At 64.4% G+C, this 19,702-nt stretch carries 23 protein-coding genes; 15 read left to right on the top strand and 8 right to left on the bottom strand.

The features are described from left to right. The first annotated feature begins 69 nt into the window (after positions 1-69). From def to truA, 6 genes are all read left to right on the top strand, one after another. Positions 70-600 carry a peptide deformylase gene (def, locus tag C7I85_RS21010; protein WP_106725987.1) on the top strand — a complete coding sequence of 177 codons (531 nt, stop codon included), beginning with the start codon at positions 70-72 and terminating at the stop codon, positions 598-600. A gap of 66 nt (positions 601-666) precedes the next feature. After that, positions 667-954: a plasmid stabilization protein gene (locus C7I85_RS21005; RefSeq protein WP_106725986.1), complete on the top strand. Its 288-nt coding sequence runs from the start codon at positions 667-669 to the stop codon at positions 952-954. Further along, a complete protein-coding gene (locus tag C7I85_RS21000) occupies positions 951-1,373 on the top strand; it encodes a type II toxin-antitoxin system VapC family toxin (RefSeq protein ID WP_106725985.1) in 423 nt (140 codons plus the stop codon). Before C7I85_RS21005 ends, C7I85_RS21000 begins: the two co-directional genes overlap by 4 nt. A gap of 50 nt (positions 1,374-1,423) precedes the next feature. After that, positions 1,424-2,359: a methionyl-tRNA formyltransferase gene (fmt, locus tag C7I85_RS20995; protein WP_106725984.1), complete on the top strand. Its 936-nt coding sequence runs from the start codon at positions 1,424-1,426 to the stop codon at positions 2,357-2,359. Beyond that, the gene (locus C7I85_RS20990; protein WP_106725983.1) at positions 2,356-2,856 is read left to right on the top strand and encodes a GNAT family N-acetyltransferase; all 501 of its coding nucleotides are present in this window, start codon (positions 2,356-2,358) and stop codon (positions 2,854-2,856) included. Before fmt ends, C7I85_RS20990 begins: the two co-directional genes overlap by 4 nt. A 3-nt stretch (positions 2,857-2,859) precedes the next feature. Then, positions 2,860-3,612, top strand: a complete 753-nt coding sequence (gene truA / locus C7I85_RS20985) for a tRNA pseudouridine(38-40) synthase TruA (RefSeq protein ID WP_106725982.1) — start codon at positions 2,860-2,862, stop codon at positions 3,610-3,612. Here truA and C7I85_RS20980 read toward each other — a convergent pair. Next, positions 3,597-4,193 carry a transporter gene (locus C7I85_RS20980; RefSeq protein ID WP_106725981.1) on the bottom strand — a complete coding sequence of 199 codons (597 nt, stop codon included), beginning with the start codon at positions 4,191-4,193 and terminating at the stop codon, positions 3,597-3,599. The two genes, truA and C7I85_RS20980, sit on opposite strands and share 16 nt — an antisense overlap. A gap of 2 nt (positions 4,194-4,195) precedes the next feature. After that, positions 4,196-5,389, bottom strand: a complete 1,194-nt coding sequence (dapE, locus tag C7I85_RS20975; protein WP_106725980.1) for a succinyl-diaminopimelate desuccinylase — start codon at positions 5,387-5,389, stop codon at positions 4,196-4,198. A gap of 114 nt (positions 5,390-5,503) precedes the next feature. On the opposite strand from dapE, the gene C7I85_RS20970 reads away from it, so the two are divergent. Further along, entirely contained in the window at positions 5,504-6,532 is a 1,029-nt protein-coding gene (locus C7I85_RS20970) for a 2-dehydropantoate 2-reductase (protein WP_106725979.1), read from the top strand. Between the two features lie 84 nt (positions 6,533-6,616). After that, a complete protein-coding gene (locus C7I85_RS20965) occupies positions 6,617-7,336 on the top strand; it encodes an HAD family hydrolase (RefSeq protein WP_106725978.1) in 720 nt (239 codons plus the stop codon). Between the two features lie 23 nt (positions 7,337-7,359). Here the strand turns inward: C7I85_RS20965 and C7I85_RS20960 are convergent, their stop codons facing one another. The 3 genes from C7I85_RS20960 to dapD all read right to left on the bottom strand — a co-directional run bounded on the left by C7I85_RS20960 (position 7,360) and on the right by dapD (position 9,007). Then, a complete protein-coding gene (locus C7I85_RS20960) occupies positions 7,360-7,731 on the bottom strand; it encodes a DUF805 domain-containing protein (RefSeq protein ID WP_106725977.1) in 372 nt (123 codons plus the stop codon). Further along, a complete protein-coding gene (locus tag C7I85_RS20955) occupies positions 7,724-8,077 on the bottom strand; it encodes a DUF805 domain-containing protein (protein ID WP_106725976.1) in 354 nt (117 codons plus the stop codon). Before C7I85_RS20955 ends, C7I85_RS20960 begins: the two co-directional genes overlap by 8 nt. 75 nt (positions 8,078-8,152) lie before the next feature. Then, positions 8,153-9,007 (bottom strand): 2,3,4,5-tetrahydropyridine-2,6-dicarboxylate N-succinyltransferase, encoded by an 855-nt coding sequence (dapD, locus tag C7I85_RS20950; protein ID WP_106725975.1) that lies wholly within the window; start codon positions 9,005-9,007, stop codon positions 8,153-8,155. Positions 9,008-9,152: 145 nt separating this feature from the next. Here dapD and C7I85_RS20945 point away from each other — a divergent pair, with 145 nt between their 5' ends. Next, the gene (locus tag C7I85_RS20945; protein ID WP_106726087.1) at positions 9,153-9,992 is read left to right on the top strand and encodes an LOG family protein; all 840 of its coding nucleotides are present in this window, start codon (positions 9,153-9,155) and stop codon (positions 9,990-9,992) included. A gap of 207 nt (positions 9,993-10,199) precedes the next feature. On the opposite strand, the gene C7I85_RS20940 is transcribed toward C7I85_RS20945, so the two are convergent. Next, positions 10,200-10,904: a pyrimidine 5'-nucleotidase gene (locus C7I85_RS20940; protein ID WP_106725974.1), complete on the bottom strand. Its 705-nt coding sequence runs from the start codon at positions 10,902-10,904 to the stop codon at positions 10,200-10,202. A gap of 153 nt (positions 10,905-11,057) precedes the next feature. Between C7I85_RS20940 and C7I85_RS20935 the strand changes: the two genes are divergently transcribed. The 5 genes from C7I85_RS20935 to C7I85_RS20915 all read left to right on the top strand — a co-directional run bounded on the left by C7I85_RS20935 (position 11,058) and on the right by C7I85_RS20915 (position 17,199). Beyond that, a complete protein-coding gene (locus C7I85_RS20935; protein WP_106725973.1) occupies positions 11,058-11,816 on the top strand; it encodes a GGDEF domain-containing protein in 759 nt (252 codons plus the stop codon). A 221-nt stretch (positions 11,817-12,037) separates the two neighbouring features. Continuing rightward, the gene (locus tag C7I85_RS20930; protein ID WP_106725972.1) at positions 12,038-12,829 is read left to right on the top strand and encodes a cyclase family protein; all 792 of its coding nucleotides are present in this window, start codon (positions 12,038-12,040) and stop codon (positions 12,827-12,829) included. A gap of 121 nt (positions 12,830-12,950) precedes the next feature. Then, on the top strand, positions 12,951-13,433 hold the full coding sequence (locus C7I85_RS20925; RefSeq protein WP_106725971.1) for a MarR family winged helix-turn-helix transcriptional regulator: 483 nt from the start codon (positions 12,951-12,953) through the stop codon (positions 13,431-13,433). A 57-nt stretch (positions 13,434-13,490) separates the two neighbouring features. Next, positions 13,491-15,644, top strand: coding sequence for an indolepyruvate ferredoxin oxidoreductase subunit alpha (locus tag C7I85_RS20920; protein ID WP_106725970.1), 2,154 nt, complete (start codon positions 13,491-13,493; stop codon positions 15,642-15,644). A 1-nt stretch (position 15,645) separates the two neighbouring features. Next, entirely contained in the window at positions 15,646-17,199 is a 1,554-nt protein-coding gene (locus C7I85_RS20915) for an indolepyruvate oxidoreductase subunit beta family protein (RefSeq protein ID WP_181257245.1), read from the top strand. Between the two features lie 58 nt (positions 17,200-17,257). On the opposite strand, the gene C7I85_RS20910 is transcribed toward C7I85_RS20915, so the two are convergent. Continuing rightward, on the bottom strand, positions 17,258-18,370 hold the full coding sequence (locus tag C7I85_RS20910) for a helix-turn-helix transcriptional regulator (protein ID WP_245445029.1): 1,113 nt from the start codon (positions 18,368-18,370) through the stop codon (positions 17,258-17,260). Positions 18,371-18,552: 182 nt separating this feature from the next. Here C7I85_RS20910 and C7I85_RS20905 point away from each other — a divergent pair, with 182 nt between their 5' ends. Next, positions 18,553-19,317 (top strand): helix-turn-helix transcriptional regulator, encoded by a 765-nt coding sequence (locus tag C7I85_RS20905; protein ID WP_146148909.1) that lies wholly within the window; start codon positions 18,553-18,555, stop codon positions 19,315-19,317. Positions 19,318-19,332: 15 nt separating this feature from the next. Here C7I85_RS20905 and C7I85_RS20900 read toward each other — a convergent pair whose 3' ends face one another. Continuing rightward, positions 19,333-19,686, bottom strand: coding sequence for a DUF423 domain-containing protein (locus C7I85_RS20900; protein WP_106725966.1), 354 nt, complete (start codon positions 19,684-19,686; stop codon positions 19,333-19,335). Positions 19,687-19,702: the final 16 nt, after the last annotated feature.

Here is a 19,702-nt window from a genome sequence, read left to right as displayed (position 1 = left end):
AAGATCAAAACAAGAACATTTGCGGTGCGAGCAGTTGACGCCATTCCTGCTAAGTTTTAGGTGAGGCGCATGACGATAAAGCCGCTGATCATCCTTCCCGATCCTGTCCTGCGCCAGCTTTCCAAGTCGGTGGAGCGCGTGGACGCCGACCTGCGCAAGCTGGCCGACGACATGCTGGAAACCATGTATGACGCGCCGGGCATCGGGCTCGCCGCCATCCAGATCGGCATTCCGCTGCGCCTGCTGGTGATCGACCTTGCCAAGGAAGGCGAAACGCCGGCACCGCTGGTGGTGATCAACCCCGAGATCGTGCACAGCTCCGACGAGCGCTCGACCTATGAGGAAGGCTGCCTGTCGATCCCGGACTATTACGCCGAGGTCGAGCGTCCGGCCACGGTGCGCGGAAGGTTCCTCGATCGCGAGGGCAAGCAGCAGGAGATCACGGCCGAGGGCCTCCTGGCCACCTGCCTGCAGCACGAGATCGACCACCTCAACGGCGTGCTGTTCATCGACCACATCTCCAAGCTCAAGCGCGACATGGTGATGCGCAAGTTCAAGAAGCTCGCCAAGGACCGTCCGCCGAGCCGCATGGTGGGGTGACACCCAGATCGTTGAGTTCTGCGCCTGCGGCCACTATGATATCGCTGATATCAGACGGAGGTCGTCATGGGCGACATGCTGATCCGTGGAATTCCAGAACCGCTGAAACGGGAAATTGCCCGCGCAGCCCAGGAGGACGGCAAGAGCTTGTCCGCCAAGGCCATCGAACTGCTGCATAAGGGGATGGTCGCGGAGGAGGACGTTAAGCCGGGCTCCGGGCAATCGGCGTGGGATGCGTTGCGCTCGGTGTTTGTCGCCGAAGGTGCCGTCGATGATGAGTTTTCCAAGATAATGGAAGAAATCGAAGCCGAGCGGAAGCGAGATTTCGGTCGGCCGGTCGAGGACTTCGAATGATCGTGCTGGATACGAACGTCGTTTCGGAAGCCAGTAAGCCTTCACCTTCTCCTGCCGTACTCGGCTGGTTCCAGAATCAGAATCTGCTGGAACTTTATCTCTGCGGTCCTGTGGTGATGGAACAAACCTATGGTGCCGAAAGATACCGGCTCCGGACCGGTTCCGACCGCTTCATTCGCGTGCTCGATCAGCTCGTGCATACCCAATTTCGCAACCGGATTCTTGAATTTGACGGCGGCGCGCCTTCAATTGCAGGTAAGCTGAGAGCTATGAGGGAGAGGCGCAGTCGGCCGGTCAGTCTTCCCGACGCCATGATCGCCGCGATCTGCCTCGTGAACGACGCCACTTTGGCCACGCGAAATGTCCGCGACTTCGACGGACTTGACCTGAAGCTCGTAAACCCGTTTGAAGCGGGTTGAGTAGCCGGCGCCGCATCACGCGCCGCCAAGCAGCCTGAATGGGACAAGAAATGCCGCTTCGCGTCATCTTCATGGGTACGCCGGATTTTTCCGTGCCGACGCTGGCCGCAATCGCGGCCGCCGGGCATGAGGTGGTCTGCGTCTATACCCAGCCGCCGCGCCCGGCCGGCCGCCGCGGGCTGGAGCTGACGCCGTCGCCGGTGCAGCGCGAGGCCGAAAGGCTGGGCATCGAGGTGCGCTCGCCGCTGTCGCTGAAGGGTGAGGCAGAGCAGGAAGCGTTTCGTGCGCTCGGCGCCGATGTCGCCGTGGTGGTGGCCTATGGGCTGCTCCTGCCCAAGGCCATCCTCGAAGGCACGCGGCTGGGCTGCTACAACGGCCACGCTTCGCTCCTGCCGCGCTGGCGCGGCGCAGCACCCATCCAGCGCGCCATCATGGCGGGCGATGGCGAAACCGGCATGATGGTCATGAAGATGGATGTCGGGCTCGACACAGGTCCTGTTGCACTCACCGCGGAGGTTGAGATCGGCCCGGACATGACGGCAGGCGAACTGCACGACCTGCTCATGCAGGAAGGCGCGGGCCTGATGGTCGAGGCGCTGGAAAAGCTCGAGCAGGGCAACCTGCCTTTGACGGCGCAGCCCGAGGACGGCGTGGTATATGCCAGGAAGATCGACAAGGCCGAAACCCGCATCGACTGGGCAAAGCCGGGATCGGAAGTGCACAATCATATTCGCGGCCTGTCGCCGTTTCCGGGCGCCTGGTGCGAGGTGACGATCGGCGGAAAGGCCGAGCGGCTCAAGGTGCTGCGCTCGACGTTTGCGCAGGGGGGCGGCGCGCCGGGGACGATTCTAGACGGAAATCTCACGGTTGCCTGTGGCGAGGGTGCGGTGCGCCTGCTGGAAGTGCAGCGCGCCGGCGGTAAAATCATTTCGGCGGAGGAGTTTTTGCGCGGGGCCAAGCTCGACAAGGGAGGAACACTGTCATGAGCACGGTAACCGTAAGGCAGGTAACACCCGAGGATCGCAAGGCAATTTTCAACGTCGAGGAGCGCGCCTTCGGGCGCAGGCATGAGGCCGATCTGGTAGAGCGCGTGGTGGCCGACGGCGAGCAGCTTCTGGAACTGGTTGCCGAGAAGGATGGCCGCATCGTCGGCCATGTGCTGTTCTCGCGGCTGCTGGTCGATCCGGACGGCACGCCCTTCAACGCAGTTTCGCTGGCGCCGTTGGCGGTCGATCCTGACTATCAGGGGCAGGGCGTGGGCAGCGCGCTCGTTCAACGCGGGCATGAGTTGCTTCAGGCGCGCGGCGAAAAGCTGTCGGTGGTGGTGGGCGATCCCGACTATTACGGCCGCTTCGGCTATGCGCGCGCAGGCGCGGAAAAATTCAAGAGCGACTATCAGGGCGACGCCATGCAGGCACTTTATTGGGGCGAGGCCCCGGACAGCGGGCAACTCGCCCATCCCCGCGCCTTCGCAGGTTGGTGATCAGTGCCGCGTTATCGCCTCGACATCGAATATGACGGAACCGCCTATGCCGGCTGGCAGCGCCAGGACGGCCCGGCTACGGTTCAAGGAGCCATCGAACAGGCCATTAAGGGCTTTTCCGGGCAGGAGGTGACGCTGCGCGGCGCCGGCCGCACGGATGCCGGCGTGCACGCCACCGGGCAGGTCGGCCATGTCGATCTCGAAAAGATCTGGCGGGACGACACGGTGCGCGATGCGTTGAATGCGCATCTGCAGATGGCGGGCGAGGCGGTGGCGATCATTGCCGCTTGCACTGTGCCGGACGATTTCGACGCTCGCTTCTCGGCTACCGGCCGGCAATATCTCTACCGCATCCTCAACCGCCGCGCGCCGGCGGCGCTGGATGCCAATCGCGTCTGGCTGGTGCAGAAACGGCTTGATGCGGATGCCATGCAGGAGGCCGCGCAGGTGCTGGTTGGCCGGCACGACTTCACCACTTTCCGTTCGCAGCAATGCCAGGCGGCAAGCCCGGTGCGCACGCTCGACCGCTTCGACGTGGTGCGTGTGGGCGAGGCGATCGAGATCCACGCCGCCGCGCGGTCCTTCCTGCACAACCAAGTGCGTTCGATGGTCGGCACGATCAAGCGGGTGGGCGAGGGCGCCTGGACGCCCGACGATGTGAGGAAGGCGCTGGAGGCGAAGGACAGGGCTGCCTGCGGCACGGTCGCGCCGCCGCAGGGCCTGTACCTGACCAAGGTCGATTACCTCGGCACGTAGATCCCGAGCGCGGACTGCAGCACCACGAGCACGATGACCGACGCGGCGAACATGGCCGCGAAGACTGCGCTGCCCATGGCCGGGCCGCGCGCGATGACGACGTTCGTGAGCCGCCAGGTCAGCACCATCGAAAGCGCGAACAGGCCGAACGACACCGTCAGGAAAAGTGCCGAGTTGGAGGTGAGCAGCAGCTTGAGCAAGGCCGCCGGCAGCACCAGCCAGGCGAGGATGGCCGAGCCCCAGTTGAAGGCGACGACATATTGCACGAAGCGGTCGCGGATGCCGGCAAGGGGGGCTGCGAGCGCCAGCGCGATCAGCGGCAGGATCCAGACGCCCATTTCGATCACGGCGAGCCGCAGGAGGTAGGAGAAGCGGCTGGCGGTGGCGGCGGGATCGTCGCTGAGTTCGTTGGCCGTGGCGACCCAGTCGACGATCAGCGGCGGCAGGGCGATGATGATGGCGAAGAACGAATTCCAGAATCCGTCCGCCGAAATGTCGAGCAGCGAAAGCCCGTCGCGCTTGCCGGTCATCAGCCGCCAGGCGCCGACCATAAATCGCTGGATGTCGTCGGCGGGCGGCATTGTCAGCCTCGTTCGAACCAGTCCTGTATGAATCGGCCGTAGATATCGGTCAGTGTTTCGAGATCGGCAACTGCGACGCGTTCGTCGACCATGTGCATGGTCTTGCCGACGAGGCCGAATTCGACGACCGGGCAGTGATCCTTGATGAAGCGCGCGTCGGACGTGCCGCCCGAGGTCGACAGCGCCGGCTTGCGGCCGGTGACGGCCTCGACCGAGCCGCTCAGCGTCTCGATCAGCTTCTCGTCGCGGGTGAGGAAGACGTGGCTCGGCCGGTCGCGCCAGGTGAGCTCGAAATCGATCGGCTCCTTGCGGGCCTTGCGGTATTTCTTGCGCTTGGCTGCGACGTCGAGCCGGTTGTGGATCTCGGCCTGGACGGTCTCGGCGTCCCATGTGTCGTTGAAGCGGATGTTGAAGCTGGCGGTGGCCTTGGCCGGAATGACGTTGGTGGCCGGATTGCCGACGTCGATCGTGGTCACTTCGAGATTGGTCGGCTGGAAATCCTTCGTGCCTTCGTCGAAATCGGGCACCAGCAGCGCGTCGACCAGCGTCAGCAGGCCGCGCACCGGGTTGTCTGCCAAATGCGGATAGGCGGCGTGGCCCTGGCGGCCATTGACGGTGATGGTGCCGGAGAGCGAGCCGCGCCGGCCGATCTTGATCATGTCGCCGAGCACGTCGGGGTTGGTCGGCTCGCCGACGATCGAAGCATCCCACTTCTCGCCTTTGCCGGCGGCCCAGTCGAGCAGCTTGGTGGTGCCGTTGATGGCTGGGCCTTCCTCATCGCCGGTGATCAGCAGGGAGATGGAACCCTTCGGCTTGCCGTGCTGTTCAATGTGGCGGGCGAGGGCCGCGACGAAGCAGGCGATGCCGCCCTTCATGTCGACGGCGCCGCGGCCATACATCTCGCCATTGTCGATGGTTGCCGAAAAGGGCGGGTGCTTCCAGGCTGCCTCGTCGCCCACCGGCACCACGTCGGTGTGTCCGGCAAACATCAGATGCGGGCCATTGCCGGAGAGCCGGGCATAAAGGTTATGGATGTCGGGCGTGCCGTCCTCGGAAAACACCGGCAGCTCGACCGTGAAGCCCAGCGGCTTCAGCATGGCTTCGAGCGTGGTCAGCGCGCCGCCTTCGGCAGGCGTCACGGAGGGGCAACGGATCAGGGCGGCGAGGTTTTCGGAAGGGTCTTTGGGCAGCATCATGCGTGAGGGATAGTCGAAAGTGCCGGTCCTGTCACGTGCGACGTGAGGGCTGCCGGGTACTTGCCGGCTTCATGGTTTTCGTGCCGTATAGTCTTGCGGGAAAAGAGATTTTCAATGGTCGATAAAGACAGCCAGATCGTCATTGCGGGCGCCGGCAGCATCGGCTGCTATGCCGGCGGCTGCCTGGCGCTGGCGGGCCGCAAGGTGCGGTTCCTCTGCCGGCCCAACATCGAGGCGAAGCTCCGCGCCGGCGGCCTGCGCGTCAGCGATCTCGATGGCCGCAATCGCCTGCTGGATGCCGGGGTGGTTCATGGGACCACCGATCCGGCTGAGGCGCTTACCGACGCAAACGTGGTGCTGGTCACCGTCAAGAGCGGCGCGACGGAGGAGATGGCCGAACTGATCGCGGCACATGCGCGGTCCGATGCGGTCGTCGTGAGCCTACAGAACGGCGTCGATAATGTCGGCAGGTTGACGGCCCAACTGGGCAGTCGCTGGGTGCTGGCCGGCATGGTCGCCTTCAACGTCGTCCAGAAAAACAATGGCAAGCCCGTGCATGTCCATCGCGCCACCGAGGGGGCGGCGCTGATCGAAAATGTCGTGCCGGGCCTTGCCGAACTTCTCGATGTCGACGGCTTCGCGGTCCGGACGCATGCCGACATGCGGGCGGTGCTGTGGGGCAAGCTTTTGTTCAATCTCAACAATGCGTTGGTGGCGCTGTCGGGCCTGCCGCTGGCAACCGAGCTTGCCGATCGCCGCTGGCGGTTGATTCTGGCCCGCCAGATCGACGAGGCGCTGGCGGTGCTGAAGGCAGCCTCGATCAAGCCGGGCCGGATCGGCGGCTTGCGCCCTGCGCTGCTACCCAAGATCCTGCGCTTGCCCGACTGGCTGTTCCGGCTGGTGGCGAGGCGGATGCTGATGGTCGATCCCGAAGCGCGCGCCTCGATGTGGGATGATCTGGAGCGCGGCCGGCCGACGGAAATCGATGAGTTCCAGGGCAAGATCATGCAGCTGGCGCAGGAAACGGGAACGCCCGCGCCGCTCACCGCGCGCATCATGGCGCTGGTCGAAACGGCGGAAGCCGCCGAGGCCGGCTCCCCGCAACTTTCGCCCGAGCAGGTTCTGGACGGGATCGGCCGCTGAAGGGCACCATCCGCAGATCGATGCATTGGACGGCTCATGTCTTGCGCCCTAACATAGCGCGCAACAATCAGGAGTTTTTGAAGCATGCCGTCAGCTCGTCCTTCTCTGTCCACCATCGGTTTCGATGCCGACGACACGCTGTGGCAGAACGAGCTGTTCTTTCGGCGGACGGAGAAGCAGTTCGCCTTGCTTCTGGCCGAGCATGCCGAGGGCCACGACATCGAGGCGCGGCTTCTGGAGGCTGAAAGGCGCAACCTTGCGCTCTACGGCTTCGGCATCAAGGGGTTCACCCTTTCGATGATCGAGACGGCGCTGGAGATCAGCGGCGGCAAGGTGCCGCCGAAAGTGATTCGCGAAATCCTCGATGCCGGCCGTGACATGCTGAGCCATCCGGTTGAGACGCTGCCGCACGTGCGTGAGACGCTGGAGTTGCTGGCCGGCAATTTTCGGCTGGTGCTGATCACCAAGGGCGACCTGTTCGACCAGGAGCGCAAGCTGGCGCAATCGGGCCTGGGCGAGCTGTTCGACGCGGTGGAGATCGTCAGCGACAAGACGGCGGCAACCTACCAGCGCATCTTCACCCGCTACGGCGACGGGCCGGGGCGCAGCATGATGGTGGGCAATTCATTGAAATCCGACGTGGTGCCGGCCATCGAGGCCGGCAGCTGGGGCGTCTACATTCCCCACGACCTGACCTGGGTGCTGGAACATGTCGACGAGCCGACCGGCGCGCCGCGCTTCCGCCGCATCGAAAACCTGGGCGAACTGGGTGGGCTTATCGATAAGCTCGACGGTGAGGGCTGAGCCGCCACCGACGAGCCGGCGGGTTATCGCGCCGAATTGGTGAATTGGCCGTAGCGGTTGCGTCCGGCGTCGCCCGGGAACAGGCACAGCGCGATGAAGGCGACGATCGACACCACCGGTACGAACAGCGCCACCGCCATGATGCCGGGCTTGCCCATGTCGTGCAGGCGCTTGACCGCCGAGGCGACATGCACCCAAAGGAAGACGATGAAGGTCATGCCGAACACGGCCGACCAGGCCTGCGCGGCCGTGCTGTCGGGCGAAACCCGCATGAACTGGTAGAGGGGGAACGACACCACCACCACCCAGAACATGGCAGTCAGCACGAAAGCCGCGCGGCCGAGCCGGCCGTTGAAGCGGAAGAACAGCCAGATGAGTTCGTCTTTTTCAGGCAAGAGGATCCGGTCCGTATTGGTTGGCGCCACTGGTCCCCTGGAGAATACCTAGCTCCACCAGGATCCACACGGCGCCGATGAGGGGCACAAGCCCGATCAGGCTCCACCAGCCCGACTTGTCCCGGTCATGCCAACGCTTGGCGTAGAGCGCAAGCGCGAAATAGATGGACACCAGCGAAACGACGATGCCGATGACGCCGACGTCATGGTCGCCGAGATGCAGGCCAAGGACGACGTCGAGCAGGTTCGCAACGATTGCAATGACGATCAGAGCAGCGATGCCGGCCCAGAACTTGGCGCGGTTGATGCGCCCGTCCCAGCCGGTGAGAAGATATTTCCAATCCATGTCAGTCACCCCTCCCTCGTATATGGGGCGCACAGCCTGCGCCCCCCGGGAAGGTGCTTTGGATTCTGCGAAAGATCAATCTCTCAAGAGCTCGTTGATCGAGGTCTTGGAGCGGGTCTGGGCGTCCACGCGCTTGACGATCACGGCGCAGTAGAGGTTCGGACCGGGTTCGCCATTCGGCAGCGGCTTGCCCGGCAGGGTGCCAGCCACGACGACCGAGTTCGACGGCACTTCGCCGTAGAAGATCTCGCCGGTGGCGCGGTCGACGATCTTGGTCGACTTGCCGATGAAGACGCCCATGCCCAGCACCGAGCCCTCGCGCACGATGCAGCCCTCGACCACCTCGGAGCGGGCGCCGATGAAGCAATTGTCCTCGATGATGGTCGGGCCGGCCTGCAGCGGCTCGAGCACGCCGCCGATGCCGACGCCGCCCGACAGGTGCACGTTCTTGCCGATCTGGGCGCAGGAGCCGACGGTGGCCCAGGTGTCGACCATGGTGCCTTCGCCGACATAGGCGCCGAGATTGACGAAGGACGGCATCAGGACTGCGCCCGGCGCGACATAGGCCGAGCGGCGCACGATGCAGTTGGGCACGGCACGGAAGCCGGCCTTCTCGAAGTCGAGCGCGCTCCAGCCGGAGAACTTCGACGGGACCTTGTCCCACCACACGGCATCACCCGGACCGTTCTTGACGATCTCCATCGGGTTGATGCGGAACGACAGCAGCACGGCCTTCTTCAGCCACTGGTTGACCTTCCAGTTGCCGTCGCCCTGGCGTTCGGCGACGCGCACGGAGCCGCGATCGAGCAGGTCGAGAGAGGCCTCGATCGCCTCGCGCACTTCGCCGCGCGTCGAGGTGTTGATCGCGTCGCGCTCCTCGAACGCCTTCTCGATGGTGGCTTCCAGGGACGCCAGATCGGGTTTGGTCATGAAAAAGCTCCGTTACATGTGCTGTTAAGGCACGCGCCGTGCACTGTTTTAAGGATCGCCGGGACCCTATGTCAGGGCATAGAAGGGGTCAATCGCGACTGCGTCGTGGAAGGACGCTTTGAGGATGAAATTGGACAAGCAAATCATGAATCCCATGGAAAAGTCCGGTTGGACGCCGCTGCCGCATTCGGGTGAGGACCTGGCGCGAGCCAAAGCCGTTCCAGATACGCCGCAGACGCGCTCTTCGACCTTTCGGCTGGCCTGGGACGACGAAGATTTCATGACGCGGCGCGAATTGCGCGCGGTGCGGCTGCAGCTCGAATTGCTCAAGCCCGAAATGATCCTGAACGAGCGCGGCATCCGCTCGACGGTGATCCTGTTCGGCGGCGCCCGCATTCCCGAGCCGGGCGGCGAGGCCTGGGCGGCAAAGGACGAGACGCAGAAGCGCAATCTCGAGAAGAACAGCAAATATTACGAGGAGGCGCGCAAGTTCGCGCAGCTCTGCTCGCTACATTCGGCCGCGTCCTACTATCGCGAATTCGTCGTCGTCACCGGCGGCGGCCCCGGCGTCATGGAGGCGGGCAACCGCGGTGCGGCCGATGTCGGCGCGCCCTCGATCGGCCTCAACATCGTGCTGCCGCACGAACAGGCGCCGAACGCCTACATAACCCCTGACCTGTGCTTCAACTTCCACTATTTCGCCGTGCGCAAGATGCATTTCGTCATGCGCGCCAAGGCGGTGGCGGTGTTCCCGGGCGGTTTCGGCACGATGGACGAGTTGTTCGAGACGCTGACGCTGATCCAGACCGGCCGCATGGAGCGGGTGCCGGTCATTCTGTTCGGCAAGGAATTCTGGCAGCGCGCGATCGATCTCGACTATCTGGCCGAGCAGGGCACGATCAGCCCCGGCGACCAGGACATCATCGACTTCGTCGACACCGCCGACGAAGCCTGGGAGATCATCAGCCGCTTCTACAAGCTGTAGGCTGGGATTTTGGTGCGTCCTTCGAGGCTCGCCCTTTGGGCGAGCACCTCAGGATGAGGGAGGTTTGCGCAAGCCTCCCAACCCTGCCTCCTCGCGCCCCGTGGTAGTGAGCATCGGCGCCTTCGGTCTTTCTCTTCGAGAGCTTTGCGCAAACCTCCCTCATCCTGAGGTGCGAGCGAAGCGAGCATCGAAGGACGCACCAATAAGCTATGCTGCAGGCGCTATGTTGCGCAGGAAGGCGGCGAGGTCGTCGGTGACGAAGTCGACCGACGAATCGTAGGCCGGGTCGCGTTCCCAGATCTCCGAGAAGGTCGGCTCGAAATTGTGCGGCACGACCAGCACGGTCTGCATGCCGAGCGTCTTGGGCACGATCAGGTTGCGAGCCAGATCCTCGAACATCACCGCGTTCGGGCCAGCGACACGATGCAGCGCCAGGAACTTGTCATAGGTCTCCTGCGCCGGCTTGGGCACCAGCCCGGCGGCGACGATGTCGAAGATATCGTCAAAGTGATCGAGGATGCCGAGCTGGCGCGCTGCGCGTTCGGCATGGCCGCGATCGCCATTGGTGAAGATGAATTTGCGTCCCGGCAGCGCCTTGATCGCCTCGCCGAGCGCCGGGTCCGGCGACAGCCAGGAATAGTCGATGTCGTGGACCTTGTTGAGGAAGTCGTCCGAATCGATCTTGTGGCGCGCGATCAGTCCGGCCAGTGTCGTGCCGTATTCGTGGTAGAGCTCCTTCTGCAGCTTGCGCGCATCCTCGCGCGACAGTTGCAGAAGATCCGACACATAGGCTGTCATCCGCACATCGATCTGCGAGAACAGATTGGTGTGGTGCGGATAGAGCGTGTTGTCGAGGTCGAACACCCAGTCGGTGATGCGGGCGAAGCGGGCGGGATCGGGAGTTTCAGTCATGCCGCCCTTATGGCACGGAACCGGGCTTTTGTGTCCACAGCAAAGCAAAAAAATCCGCGCATTTTGCGGGTCCGCGTTCGCTCAATATTTACCCATGCATGAAAGGGGACGTTCTGCACTGTCTGCCATTCAGGCGGCCAAAAAGGGGGAACGATGACAAGCATATTCCTGAGAGCCTTGCTCGTTTCCATCCTCGCTGTCGCCGGCTCCCTGCTGGTTGCGGTGACCGTCGTGCCGATGATGGGCGGCACCGTCGACGGCAACGCCTGGTTGATGTGCATCGTCTGCCCGCTGGCCACCGCCTTCCCGGCGAGTGCCTACACCTTCTGGCAAAGCGATCGCCTGAAACAGGCCCATCGTGAGCTGGCGCGTGCGCATGCCCAGCTTGCCGCCACCCACCGCGCGCTCGCCGAAAAGGCCTCGCGTGACGACATGACCGGCATGCTGAATCGGGAAAGCTTCTTCGCCGCGCTCGACGGCTCGCGCCGGCGCAGCGACCGGGGCGCGCTGCTCATCATCGATGCCGACCACTTCAAGAAGATCAACGACAATTTCGGTCACCTGACCGGCGACGACGCGCTTCTCGAGATAGCTGCCGCGATTTCGCGCGGCGTGCGCAGCGGCGACATTCTGGGCCGCATCGGCGGCGAGGAGTTCGGCGCCTTCCTGATCGGCGCGACCGAGGCGGAGGCTGCAGTTGTGGCGGAACGCATTCGGGGCGAGGTGGAAAAGGTGTGCTTCCAGCCGGCTGGCGAACAGCAGGTTCCGCTGACCGTCAGCATCGGCGGCACGGTCTGCGCGCTCGGCGCCACGGTTTCCGAGCTCATGCGCGCCGCCGACCGCCGCCTCTACGAGGCCAAGAACCGCGGCCGCAACCTAGCCATCGTCGCCGGGTTGCTGAGCGCCGCATAACTTTTATATTCATCTGCATATTTATTGGCAGGGCGCGGCCATGGCTTTGGTCGCGCCTCTCGTCTTGTTGCAGTGCACAAAAGGGATGGCGGCTGCAAAGGCGCTTCTGGCTGTTCGCGCCTGTTGATGAGAGATAATTGCAAATGCATAGATTTCCTCCTAATGATACGCGGAGGAGGCCGCGACGAGCCGTTTGCGGACAAGGGTAGAGGAAACCTTTCATGAAGACGAACGAAGTGCTCGGCCAGATGGCCGAACTGCTCCTGTCTGGGGGCGTCGAGGTTGTGGACCTGGCTGGCGTGCTCGGCCCCGATACGCCGCTTCTGAAGCTGCCGCCGGAACTGGCGGTCGATACGCCGAAGATCGAGATCCACGAGATCTCCGCCTATGACAAGAACGGTCCGTTCTGGGCCTGGAACTGGCTGAAGGTCGGCGAGCACTCGGGCACGCATTTCGATGCGCCCAAGCACTGGATCACCGGCAAGGACTATGCCGACGGCGCGACCGACACCATTCCGGTCAAGAACTTCGTCGCTCCGGTCAATGTCATCGACTGCTCGAAGGAAGCGGCCGAGAACCACGACTTCCTGCTCACCGTCGACCACATCAAGGCCTGGGAAGCCAAGCACGGCGCCATCAAGGCCGGCGAGTGGGTGGTGATGCGCACCGACTGGTACAAACGCAATGGCTCGGAAGCCGACTTCCTGAATGCCGACGAGACCGGCCCGCACACGCCTGGACCGACGGCCGAGGCGATCGAATACATCATCTCGACCGGCGCGATCGGCTGGGGCACGGAAGCCATCGGCACCGACGCCGGCCAGGCCGGCGGCATGAACCCGCCGTTCCCGGCGCACAATCTGATGCACAAGGCCAACCGCTACGGCCTCGCCAGCCTGTGCAACCTCGACCGCCTGCCGCCCAAGGGTGCTATCCTCATTGCCGCCCCGCTCAAGATCAAGAGCGGCACCGGCAGCCCGATCCGCGCGCTGGCGCTCGTGCCGACGGCCTAATGTGTCGGGCAAAGGGTGCGGCAGGCCGCACCCTTCCTGACAGGGCATGGCGCGCGCGAGCGCGCCTTTCCCGTCCGGGCAGGGCGGTGGTCTCTAGCCACGCGCCCGCAGGGAGAATGTGATGGACCAGACCGGCTCGGAAAAGCGGCAGCGCATCTCGACCTTGGGCGAGATAGGGCTGCAGCAGTTCGCGCCCTACCTGATGAACCGCATCATGGGGCGCTACAACGCCACGCTGCGCGACGACCTGCGCAAGCAGGGGCTGACCGTGCCGCAGGTGCGGGCGCTTGCCGTGCTGTCGGTGGCCGACGGCGTCACCATCAATGACCTGTCGGTCTACAGCGTCATCGAGCAGTCGACCATGAGCCGCACGCTCGACGCGCTGGAGGCGCAGGGGCTGGTGCGGCGCGAGGCCTGCGACGACGACAGCCGGGTGCGCAAGATCTTCCTGACCGACGAGGGCAGGGCCGAGTTCAACCGCGCCTGGCCGGCCATGCACGATGCGTTCGAGGCGATGTTCGCGGATATCGACGACGGCGAATATGCCGCCTTCGTTGCCACCCTGCAGAAGATGCTGCGCAACATCCGCAAGCACGACATCTGAATTGAATTACCCATGCGTACGCCGCAGGCGCCGCATTCGATGTGAAGGAGGCTTCCAATGGCTGAACGGTCCTTTGTGAAGGAAGTCGAAAAACTGCGCCTAAGCGCCGGCGAAGAATTTTCCGGCGAAGGCATTCTGGCCATCACCAAGGCGCTGCTGCAATGCGGCGTCGGCTATGTCGGCGGCTATCAGGGCGCGCCGATCAGCCACCTGATGGACGTGCTGGCCGATGCGCAAGACATTCTGGGCGAACTCGGCGTGCATTTCGAGGCGAGCGCCTCGGAAGCCACCGCCACCGCCATGCTGGCGGCCTCTGTGCACTATCCGATCCGCGGTGCGGCCACCTTCAAGTCCACCGTCGGCACCAATGTCGCTTCCGATGCGCTGGCGAATCTCGCTTCGGGCGGCGTCACCGGCGGTGCGCTGATCATCGTCGGCGAGGACTATGGCGAAGGCTCCTCCATCATGCAGGAGCGCAGCCATGCCTTTGCCATGAAGAGCCAGGTGTGGCTGCTCGACCCGCGCCCGAACCTGCCTTGCATCGTCAAGGCGGTCGAGGATGGCTTCGAACTGTCGGAGGCCTCGAACACGCCGGTCATGCTGCAGGTGCGGATTCGCTGCTGCCATGTGCATGGCAGCTTCACCGCCAAGGACAACAAGCGCCCGGCCATGACCGTGGCCGACGCGCTCGAAAATCCGCGCCGCGACACCGCCCGCATCGTTCTGCCGCCCGCCTCCTTCATCCATGAGAAGGAGAAGGTCGCCAAGCGCTGGCCGGCGGCGGTCGACTTCATCCGCTCGCGCAAGATCAACGAGTTCTTCGGTCCCGACATGGCCAGGGTCGGCATCGTCTGCCAGGGCGGCATGTACAATTCGGTCATGCGCGCGCTGGAGCGCATCGGCCTCGCCGACATCTACGGCGAAACGGAAGTGCCGATCTATGTGCTCAACGCCGTCTACCCGCTGATCGACGACGAGTTTTTGAGCTTCTGCGAGGGCAAGGATGCCGTGCTCGTGGTGGAGGAAGGCCAGCCGAACTACATCGAGCAGGCTTTTGGCAACATGCTGCACAAGGCCGGCCGCGACACGCGCGTCGTCGGCAAGGAATATCTGCCGGTTGCCGGCGAATATACCGGCCAGGTGATGCTGGACGGCCTGACGGCCTTCCTGCGCGAGACCGCCCCGCAAATGCTGCCTGTGCAGATCCGCGCGCCCAACAAGCAGGACGACGGCAACGAAGTGTCCAACCTCGCGGCCATCGTGCCGGGCCGTCCGCCAGGCTTCTGCACCGGTTGCCCGGAGCGCCCGATCTTTGCAGCGACCAAGCTGGTGGAGCAAGAACTGGGGCAGCACCACATCGCCTCCGACATCGGCTGCCATCTGTTCTCGATCATGCCGCCCTTCGAACTGGGCGCGACGACGATGGGCTATGGCCTCGGGCCGGCATCCGCCTCGGCCTTCAACTCGCCGGACGCAAAGCGCCGCTCGATGTCCTTCGTCGGCGACGGCGGCTTCTGGCACAACGGCCTGACCTCCTCGATCGGCAATGCGGTGTTCAACAAGAACGACGGCGTCATCGTCATCGTCGACAATTACTACTCCGCAGCCACCGGCGGGCAGGATATTCTGTCCTCGCGCGCCAGCAACAAGACCAAGTCCACGAAACATCCCATCACCGAGGCGGTGAAGGGCATGGGCGTGAAATGGGTGCGCCACCTCGAGCGCACCTATGACGTGGGCAAGATGCGCGACACGCTGCGCGAGGCGCTGACGACCGAGGAGAGCGGACCAAAAGTCATCGTCGCCTCGTCGGAATGCATGCTCAACCGCCAGCGCCGCGAAAAGCCGCTGGTCGCCAATGCCATCAAAGGCGGCGAGCGGGTGGTGAAGCCGAAATTCGGCGTAGACGAGGACATCTGCACCGGCGATCACGCCTGCATGAGGCTGTCCGGTTGCCCGTCGCTGTCGGTGAAGTCGCTGGACGATCCGCTGCGCGACGATCCCGTCGCGCATATCGATCAGACCTGCGTGGGCTGCGGCAATTGCGGCGAGGTGGCTGATGCGGCGGTGCTGTGCCCCTCCTTCTATCGCGCCGACGTGGTGCACAATCCCGGCAAGTGGGACCAGTTTCTGGAAAAGATGCGCCGCAAGCTCATCGGTTTCATGCAGCGGCGTCGCGAAAGCCGCCGCCTGACTTTTGCGGATGCGTGACATGACAGTTCTGGCTCCGAAGACCCCGAAGCTCGCCGCCGATGGCGGCATCATCAAGCTGGCCGCGCTCGCCGTTGGCGGGCAGGGTGGCGGCGTGCTCACCGACTGGATCACCGACGTCGCCGAACGCAACGGCTATCTGGCGCAGTCGACCTCGGTTGCCGGCGTCGCCCAGCGCACGGGTGCTACGATCTATTATGTCGAGATGTGCCGCGACACCGGCCGCCGACCGATCTTCGCGCTGTCGCCGGCGCAGGGCGACGTCGACATCCTGATCGCCGCCGAGTTGATGGAAGCCGGCCGAGCCGTCATGCGCGGTTTCGTGACGCCCGACCGGACGACACTGATCGCCTCCTCGCACCGCATTGCTGCGGTGTCGGAGAAGATCGAGCCGGGCGACGGCCGCGCCTCGTCGGAAAAGGTGCGCGCGGCGGCCGAACAGGCGTCGAAGCGGCTTGTCGCCTTCGATATGGAAAAGGTTGCCGTCGATGCCGGCTCGGTGATCTCGTCGAGCCTCTTCGGTGCGCTGGCGGGCTCCGGTGCGCTGCCGTTCCCGCGCGAAACCTATGAGGAGACGATCCGCGCTTCCGGCCGCGGCGTGAAGGCGAGCCTTGCGGCCTTTGCCGGCGCTTATGAGCGCACGCGCCGCCTTGTCGAGGAGGGCATCCAGCCCGACGCCGCTCCGGCCCAGTCGGTGAAGATTTCTTCCCACGGCGTGACGGGTCCCGATAGATTGATAATGGGCTGGCAGGCGCTGCGAGCGCGTGTCGATGCCTATCCCGAGGCTGTGCGCGACATGGCCGGGCGTGGCCTGCAGAAGGTGGTCGACTATCAGGACCTTGCCTATGGCGCGGAATATCTCGACCGCGTCGACCAGGCGCTGAAGCTGGATGATGTGGGGCGCGAATACGCGCTCTCGATCGCGGCAGCCAAGCACGTCGCCAACGCCATGTGCTACGACGACATGATCCGCGTGGCCGACCTGAAGACGCGCTCGACCCGCGACCGGCGCGTGCGCAAGGAGGTCGGCGTCAAGGACGGCAACATCCTGCAGGTGACCGAATATTTCCACCCGCGCATCGAGGAATTCTGCGGCACCATGCCGGCGGCGCTGGGCAGCTATATCGAGAGCCGGCCGAAGCTGGCCGGCTGGCTCGACCGCCGCATCAATCATGGCCGGCGCGTTCGCACCGACAGCTTTGCCGGCTTTGCGGCGCTCTGGTTCATCGGCGGATTGCGGCGCTGGCGGCGCAAGCTCTTGCGCCACAAGGTCGAGGCCGAGCATCTGGAGCGCTGGTACAAGCAGGCGCTGGATCGCGTGGCCAGCGACTATGCGCTGGCGGTGGAGATCATCAACTGCCGCCGCCTGATAAAGGGCTACAGCGACACCCATGTGCGCGCGCAGTCGAAATTCGACCGCGTGCTTTCCGGCCTGCCGCTGCTCGAGGGACGCCCGGACGCCGCCGACTGGCTTCGCCGCCTGCGCGAAGCCGCGCTAAAGGACGAGAAGGGCACCATGCTCGACGGCGCGCTGAAGACAATCGCGACGCTGTAGCATCGGATCAAGTTGGAGGATGAGTCCGCGTCCCCAATGATAGGGAAGGCGGCATCGCTCACTGGCGCATGGACGAAATGTTGCTCGCACGCGCGGCGAGGCGGACCAGATCGGCTTGCCCGGTCGCGCCGGTCTTGCCGTAGACATTCTTGAGCTGGGTGCGGATCGTCTCGCGCGAGAGGCCCGCATCGGCGGCGATCTCGTCGATGGAGCGTCCAAGCACGATGCCGGTCATCGCGCGCATTTCCGCGGCCGTCAGCTTGTAGGCGCGGGCCAGGTGCTCGAAATCCACCGCCCGGCTGCCGGCATGGGGCGGCTCGACCAGCACGATCGCCGTCGGTCCCTCGAAATAGGTCGAGATGCGGTCCTTCTGCACAAGGATGAAGGTGAGCTTGAACGGGCCGATGAACAGGCTCTGCACTGTCTGGCCTTCGAAGCCCGTCTCTAGCATCGTGCGCAATAGCGATGTCGCTTCCGAGGAACGGAGCGTCAGCGCGCCGAGCGGCGAGGTGCCGATTGCGGTGCCGTCTGCCAGCATGCGTTCGCCGGTGGCCGACGCCGTCTTAACCTGCATGCCGCTTCCTACGAGGACCAGCCCGACGTCGATGGCGTCGAACAGCGAGCCGCCGATCTCGGTCACCGCCTTTTGGAAAGGCCCGGCGCGATAGTGCCGGAAGGCGCGCTGCAGATGCGGCGCAAGCCGCGACAGACGGTCGGCTGCGGGGCGATTAATCTCGAGATCGGCACTGCTGGTCAGTGTGCTGAGCACAAAGGAGCAGCCGTTCTCGCGGTAAATGGTGACGCCAACCGCGCTCTCCAGGCCGTTCGCGCGCATGAAGTCGCCGTAGTATTCCGACTTCACGAGCTTGTCGCGGGCATACATTTGCTCGGCCAGCACGCCGAGCCCGAGCGGCCGGGTGGTTGCCCCCTTCATCATTGGATTGACGCTGGCATAGTGGGCGCCATAGTCGGCCAGCGCCTCTTCGCTGAAGCCGGTGCTCAACGATATGCCGCCGACATTCTTGTGGGCGTCATGGAAAAACAGCGTGGAGGCGCCGTCCGGCAGCCCCTCGCTCAGCCGGTCGAGAAACTGCTGCCACGACGCTTCGCCGAGTAGCGAGGCGTAGATCAGGTCGATCAGTTCGTCGTCGTTGACGCTCGTTCGGTCCACGCGGCGCACCATGTTCGGCCGGCTGCGGCAGGTAAGCCGACGAAAATCCAGTTATGGGTCTGCTGCCGCCTTCGCAATCCCCCTCGCCGGTAGGCTCCAACCAGGGCCGGCAAGAGCGAGGATAGCTTTGCCGTCGCCGATTTGACAACCTCGGCGAAGGATATGCCGCATTTCGGCAATGCGTGCCGCATCTCACCCGCACGGGTGAGTTTTTCTGTTCCTATATTGGGCATGATGAAGCGTCGATGGGACGTGTGCCCGCGATTCTGGCAGGGGGCGCCGTGGCGGCGGCGCAAGGGGACGAAATGGTTCATTTGGCGCGGAACTTCCGACAATCTTACGGGAGGCTGCTCACCACATCGCTGGCAAACCAGAACGAGGGTGCCCGGGTGCTCAGCACGGCCGGGCTGGCGCTTTGTCTCATCGGCCCGACCGGAGGGATGCTCTCGCCGACGCCGCAGTTCCAGAAGCTGATCTACGATGCAATCGTCGTCGTCGACGGCAGAATGCGTGCTGCCAGGCGGGAAGAAGACCTAGCCTTCCAGGCCGTGCTGTCGGCGCTGACCACCGCATCCCAGCCGTTTTGCGACGACGCGCCGCCGGCGGTCGCCAGGCTCACATGCAAGGACGGAACGACTCTTGTTGCGCACGGAATCTCGATCGTGGACGCCGGTTCCCTTTCTTGGGGAGCACCGGTCGCCATACTGGTCATCGAGGCGCCGGACGCGCTCGCGACCTGCGAGGAACCCCTCTGCGAAGCCTTTGGGCTGACAAGCGCGGAAGCCCGGTTGGCGACGAGGCTCGCCGCAGGTAATTCGCTGCGCAACGCCGCTGTCGAGGAAGGCATCACCTATGAGACGGCCCGAAGCCGCCTGAAGGCCATCTTCCGCAAGACCGACACGACCCGCCAGGCCGAACTGGTGCTTCTGCTCACGCGATTCCGGTAGGTTGGCGCGCTAGGTTCAGCCGCGTTGCGGCCGCAGGAAGGCCGAGATGAAGACCAGCAGCCAGCCCAGGATCAGCAGCGTCCCGCCGATCGGCGCGGCATAGGGAAACAGCCGGTCGCCCAGATAGTCGCGGGCCAGAAGGTCGCCGGCGAACAGAATCAGACCGGCCAGCAGCACGAATCCGGAAAAGCGCAGCAGCCTGGTGGTCGCCATGAGGCCGATGGCCAGAAGTGCGGGCGCTGTCATCAGCAGGAAGTTCGAGGCGGTTTGCATATGCGCGCCGCCCGCGTGCGTGGCCAAGGCTGCCACCACCACGCCGGCCGCGCCGGCGAGCCCGCCTGCGCCTAGAAGAAAACGGTCGCTATGCATGGCGGCCTCCTCGATT

This window comes from Pseudaminobacter soli (ex Li et al. 2025) (assembly GCF_003012705.1).
Taxonomy (GTDB): Bacteria; Pseudomonadota; Alphaproteobacteria; order Rhizobiales; family Rhizobiaceae; genus Pseudaminobacter; species Pseudaminobacter soli.
This window is presented reverse-complemented; position numbering and strand designations above follow the sequence as displayed.

What these genes read in the sequence shown, in the direction of transcription:
- C7I85_RS20990 (WP_106725983.1), top strand. Translation starts at nt 2,356, where the DNA reads ATGAGCACGGTAACCGTAAGGCAGGTAACACCCGAGGATCGCAAGGCA.
- def (WP_106725987.1), top strand. Translation starts at nt 70, where the DNA reads ATGACGATAAAGCCGCTGATCATCCTTCCCGATCCTGTCCTGCGCCAG.
- dapD (WP_106725975.1), bottom strand. Translation starts at nt 9,007, where the DNA reads ATGACCAAACCCGATCTGGCGTCCCTGGAAGCCACCATCGAGAAGGCG.
- C7I85_RS21005 (WP_106725986.1), top strand. Translation starts at nt 667, where the DNA reads ATGGGCGACATGCTGATCCGTGGAATTCCAGAACCGCTGAAACGGGAA.
- C7I85_RS20900 (WP_106725966.1), bottom strand. Translation starts at nt 19,686, where the DNA reads ATGCATAGCGACCGTTTTCTTCTAGGCGCAGGCGGGCTCGCCGGCGCG.
- C7I85_RS20915 (WP_181257245.1), top strand. Translation starts at nt 15,646, where the DNA reads ATGACAGTTCTGGCTCCGAAGACCCCGAAGCTCGCCGCCGATGGCGGC.
- C7I85_RS20935 (WP_106725973.1), top strand. Translation starts at nt 11,058, where the DNA reads ATGACAAGCATATTCCTGAGAGCCTTGCTCGTTTCCATCCTCGCTGTC.
- C7I85_RS20965 (WP_106725978.1), top strand. Translation starts at nt 6,617, where the DNA reads ATGCCGTCAGCTCGTCCTTCTCTGTCCACCATCGGTTTCGATGCCGAC.
- C7I85_RS20925 (WP_106725971.1), top strand. Translation starts at nt 12,951, where the DNA reads ATGGACCAGACCGGCTCGGAAAAGCGGCAGCGCATCTCGACCTTGGGC.
- C7I85_RS20940 (WP_106725974.1), bottom strand. Translation starts at nt 10,904, where the DNA reads ATGACTGAAACTCCCGATCCCGCCCGCTTCGCCCGCATCACCGACTGG.
- C7I85_RS20930 (WP_106725972.1), top strand. Translation starts at nt 12,038, where the DNA reads ATGAAGACGAACGAAGTGCTCGGCCAGATGGCCGAACTGCTCCTGTCT.
- C7I85_RS20955 (WP_106725976.1), bottom strand. Translation starts at nt 8,077, where the DNA reads ATGGATTGGAAATATCTTCTCACCGGCTGGGACGGGCGCATCAACCGC.
- C7I85_RS20945 (WP_106726087.1), top strand. Translation starts at nt 9,153, where the DNA reads ATGAATCCCATGGAAAAGTCCGGTTGGACGCCGCTGCCGCATTCGGGT.
- C7I85_RS20920 (WP_106725970.1), top strand. Translation starts at nt 13,491, where the DNA reads ATGGCTGAACGGTCCTTTGTGAAGGAAGTCGAAAAACTGCGCCTAAGC.
- C7I85_RS20970 (WP_106725979.1), top strand. Translation starts at nt 5,504, where the DNA reads ATGGTCGATAAAGACAGCCAGATCGTCATTGCGGGCGCCGGCAGCATC.
- C7I85_RS20980 (WP_106725981.1), bottom strand. Translation starts at nt 4,193, where the DNA reads ATGCCGCCCGCCGACGACATCCAGCGATTTATGGTCGGCGCCTGGCGG.
- fmt (WP_106725984.1), top strand. Translation starts at nt 1,424, where the DNA reads ATGCCGCTTCGCGTCATCTTCATGGGTACGCCGGATTTTTCCGTGCCG.
- C7I85_RS21000 (WP_106725985.1), top strand. Translation starts at nt 951, where the DNA reads ATGATCGTGCTGGATACGAACGTCGTTTCGGAAGCCAGTAAGCCTTCA.
- dapE (WP_106725980.1), bottom strand. Translation starts at nt 5,389, where the DNA reads ATGATGCTGCCCAAAGACCCTTCCGAAAACCTCGCCGCCCTGATCCGT.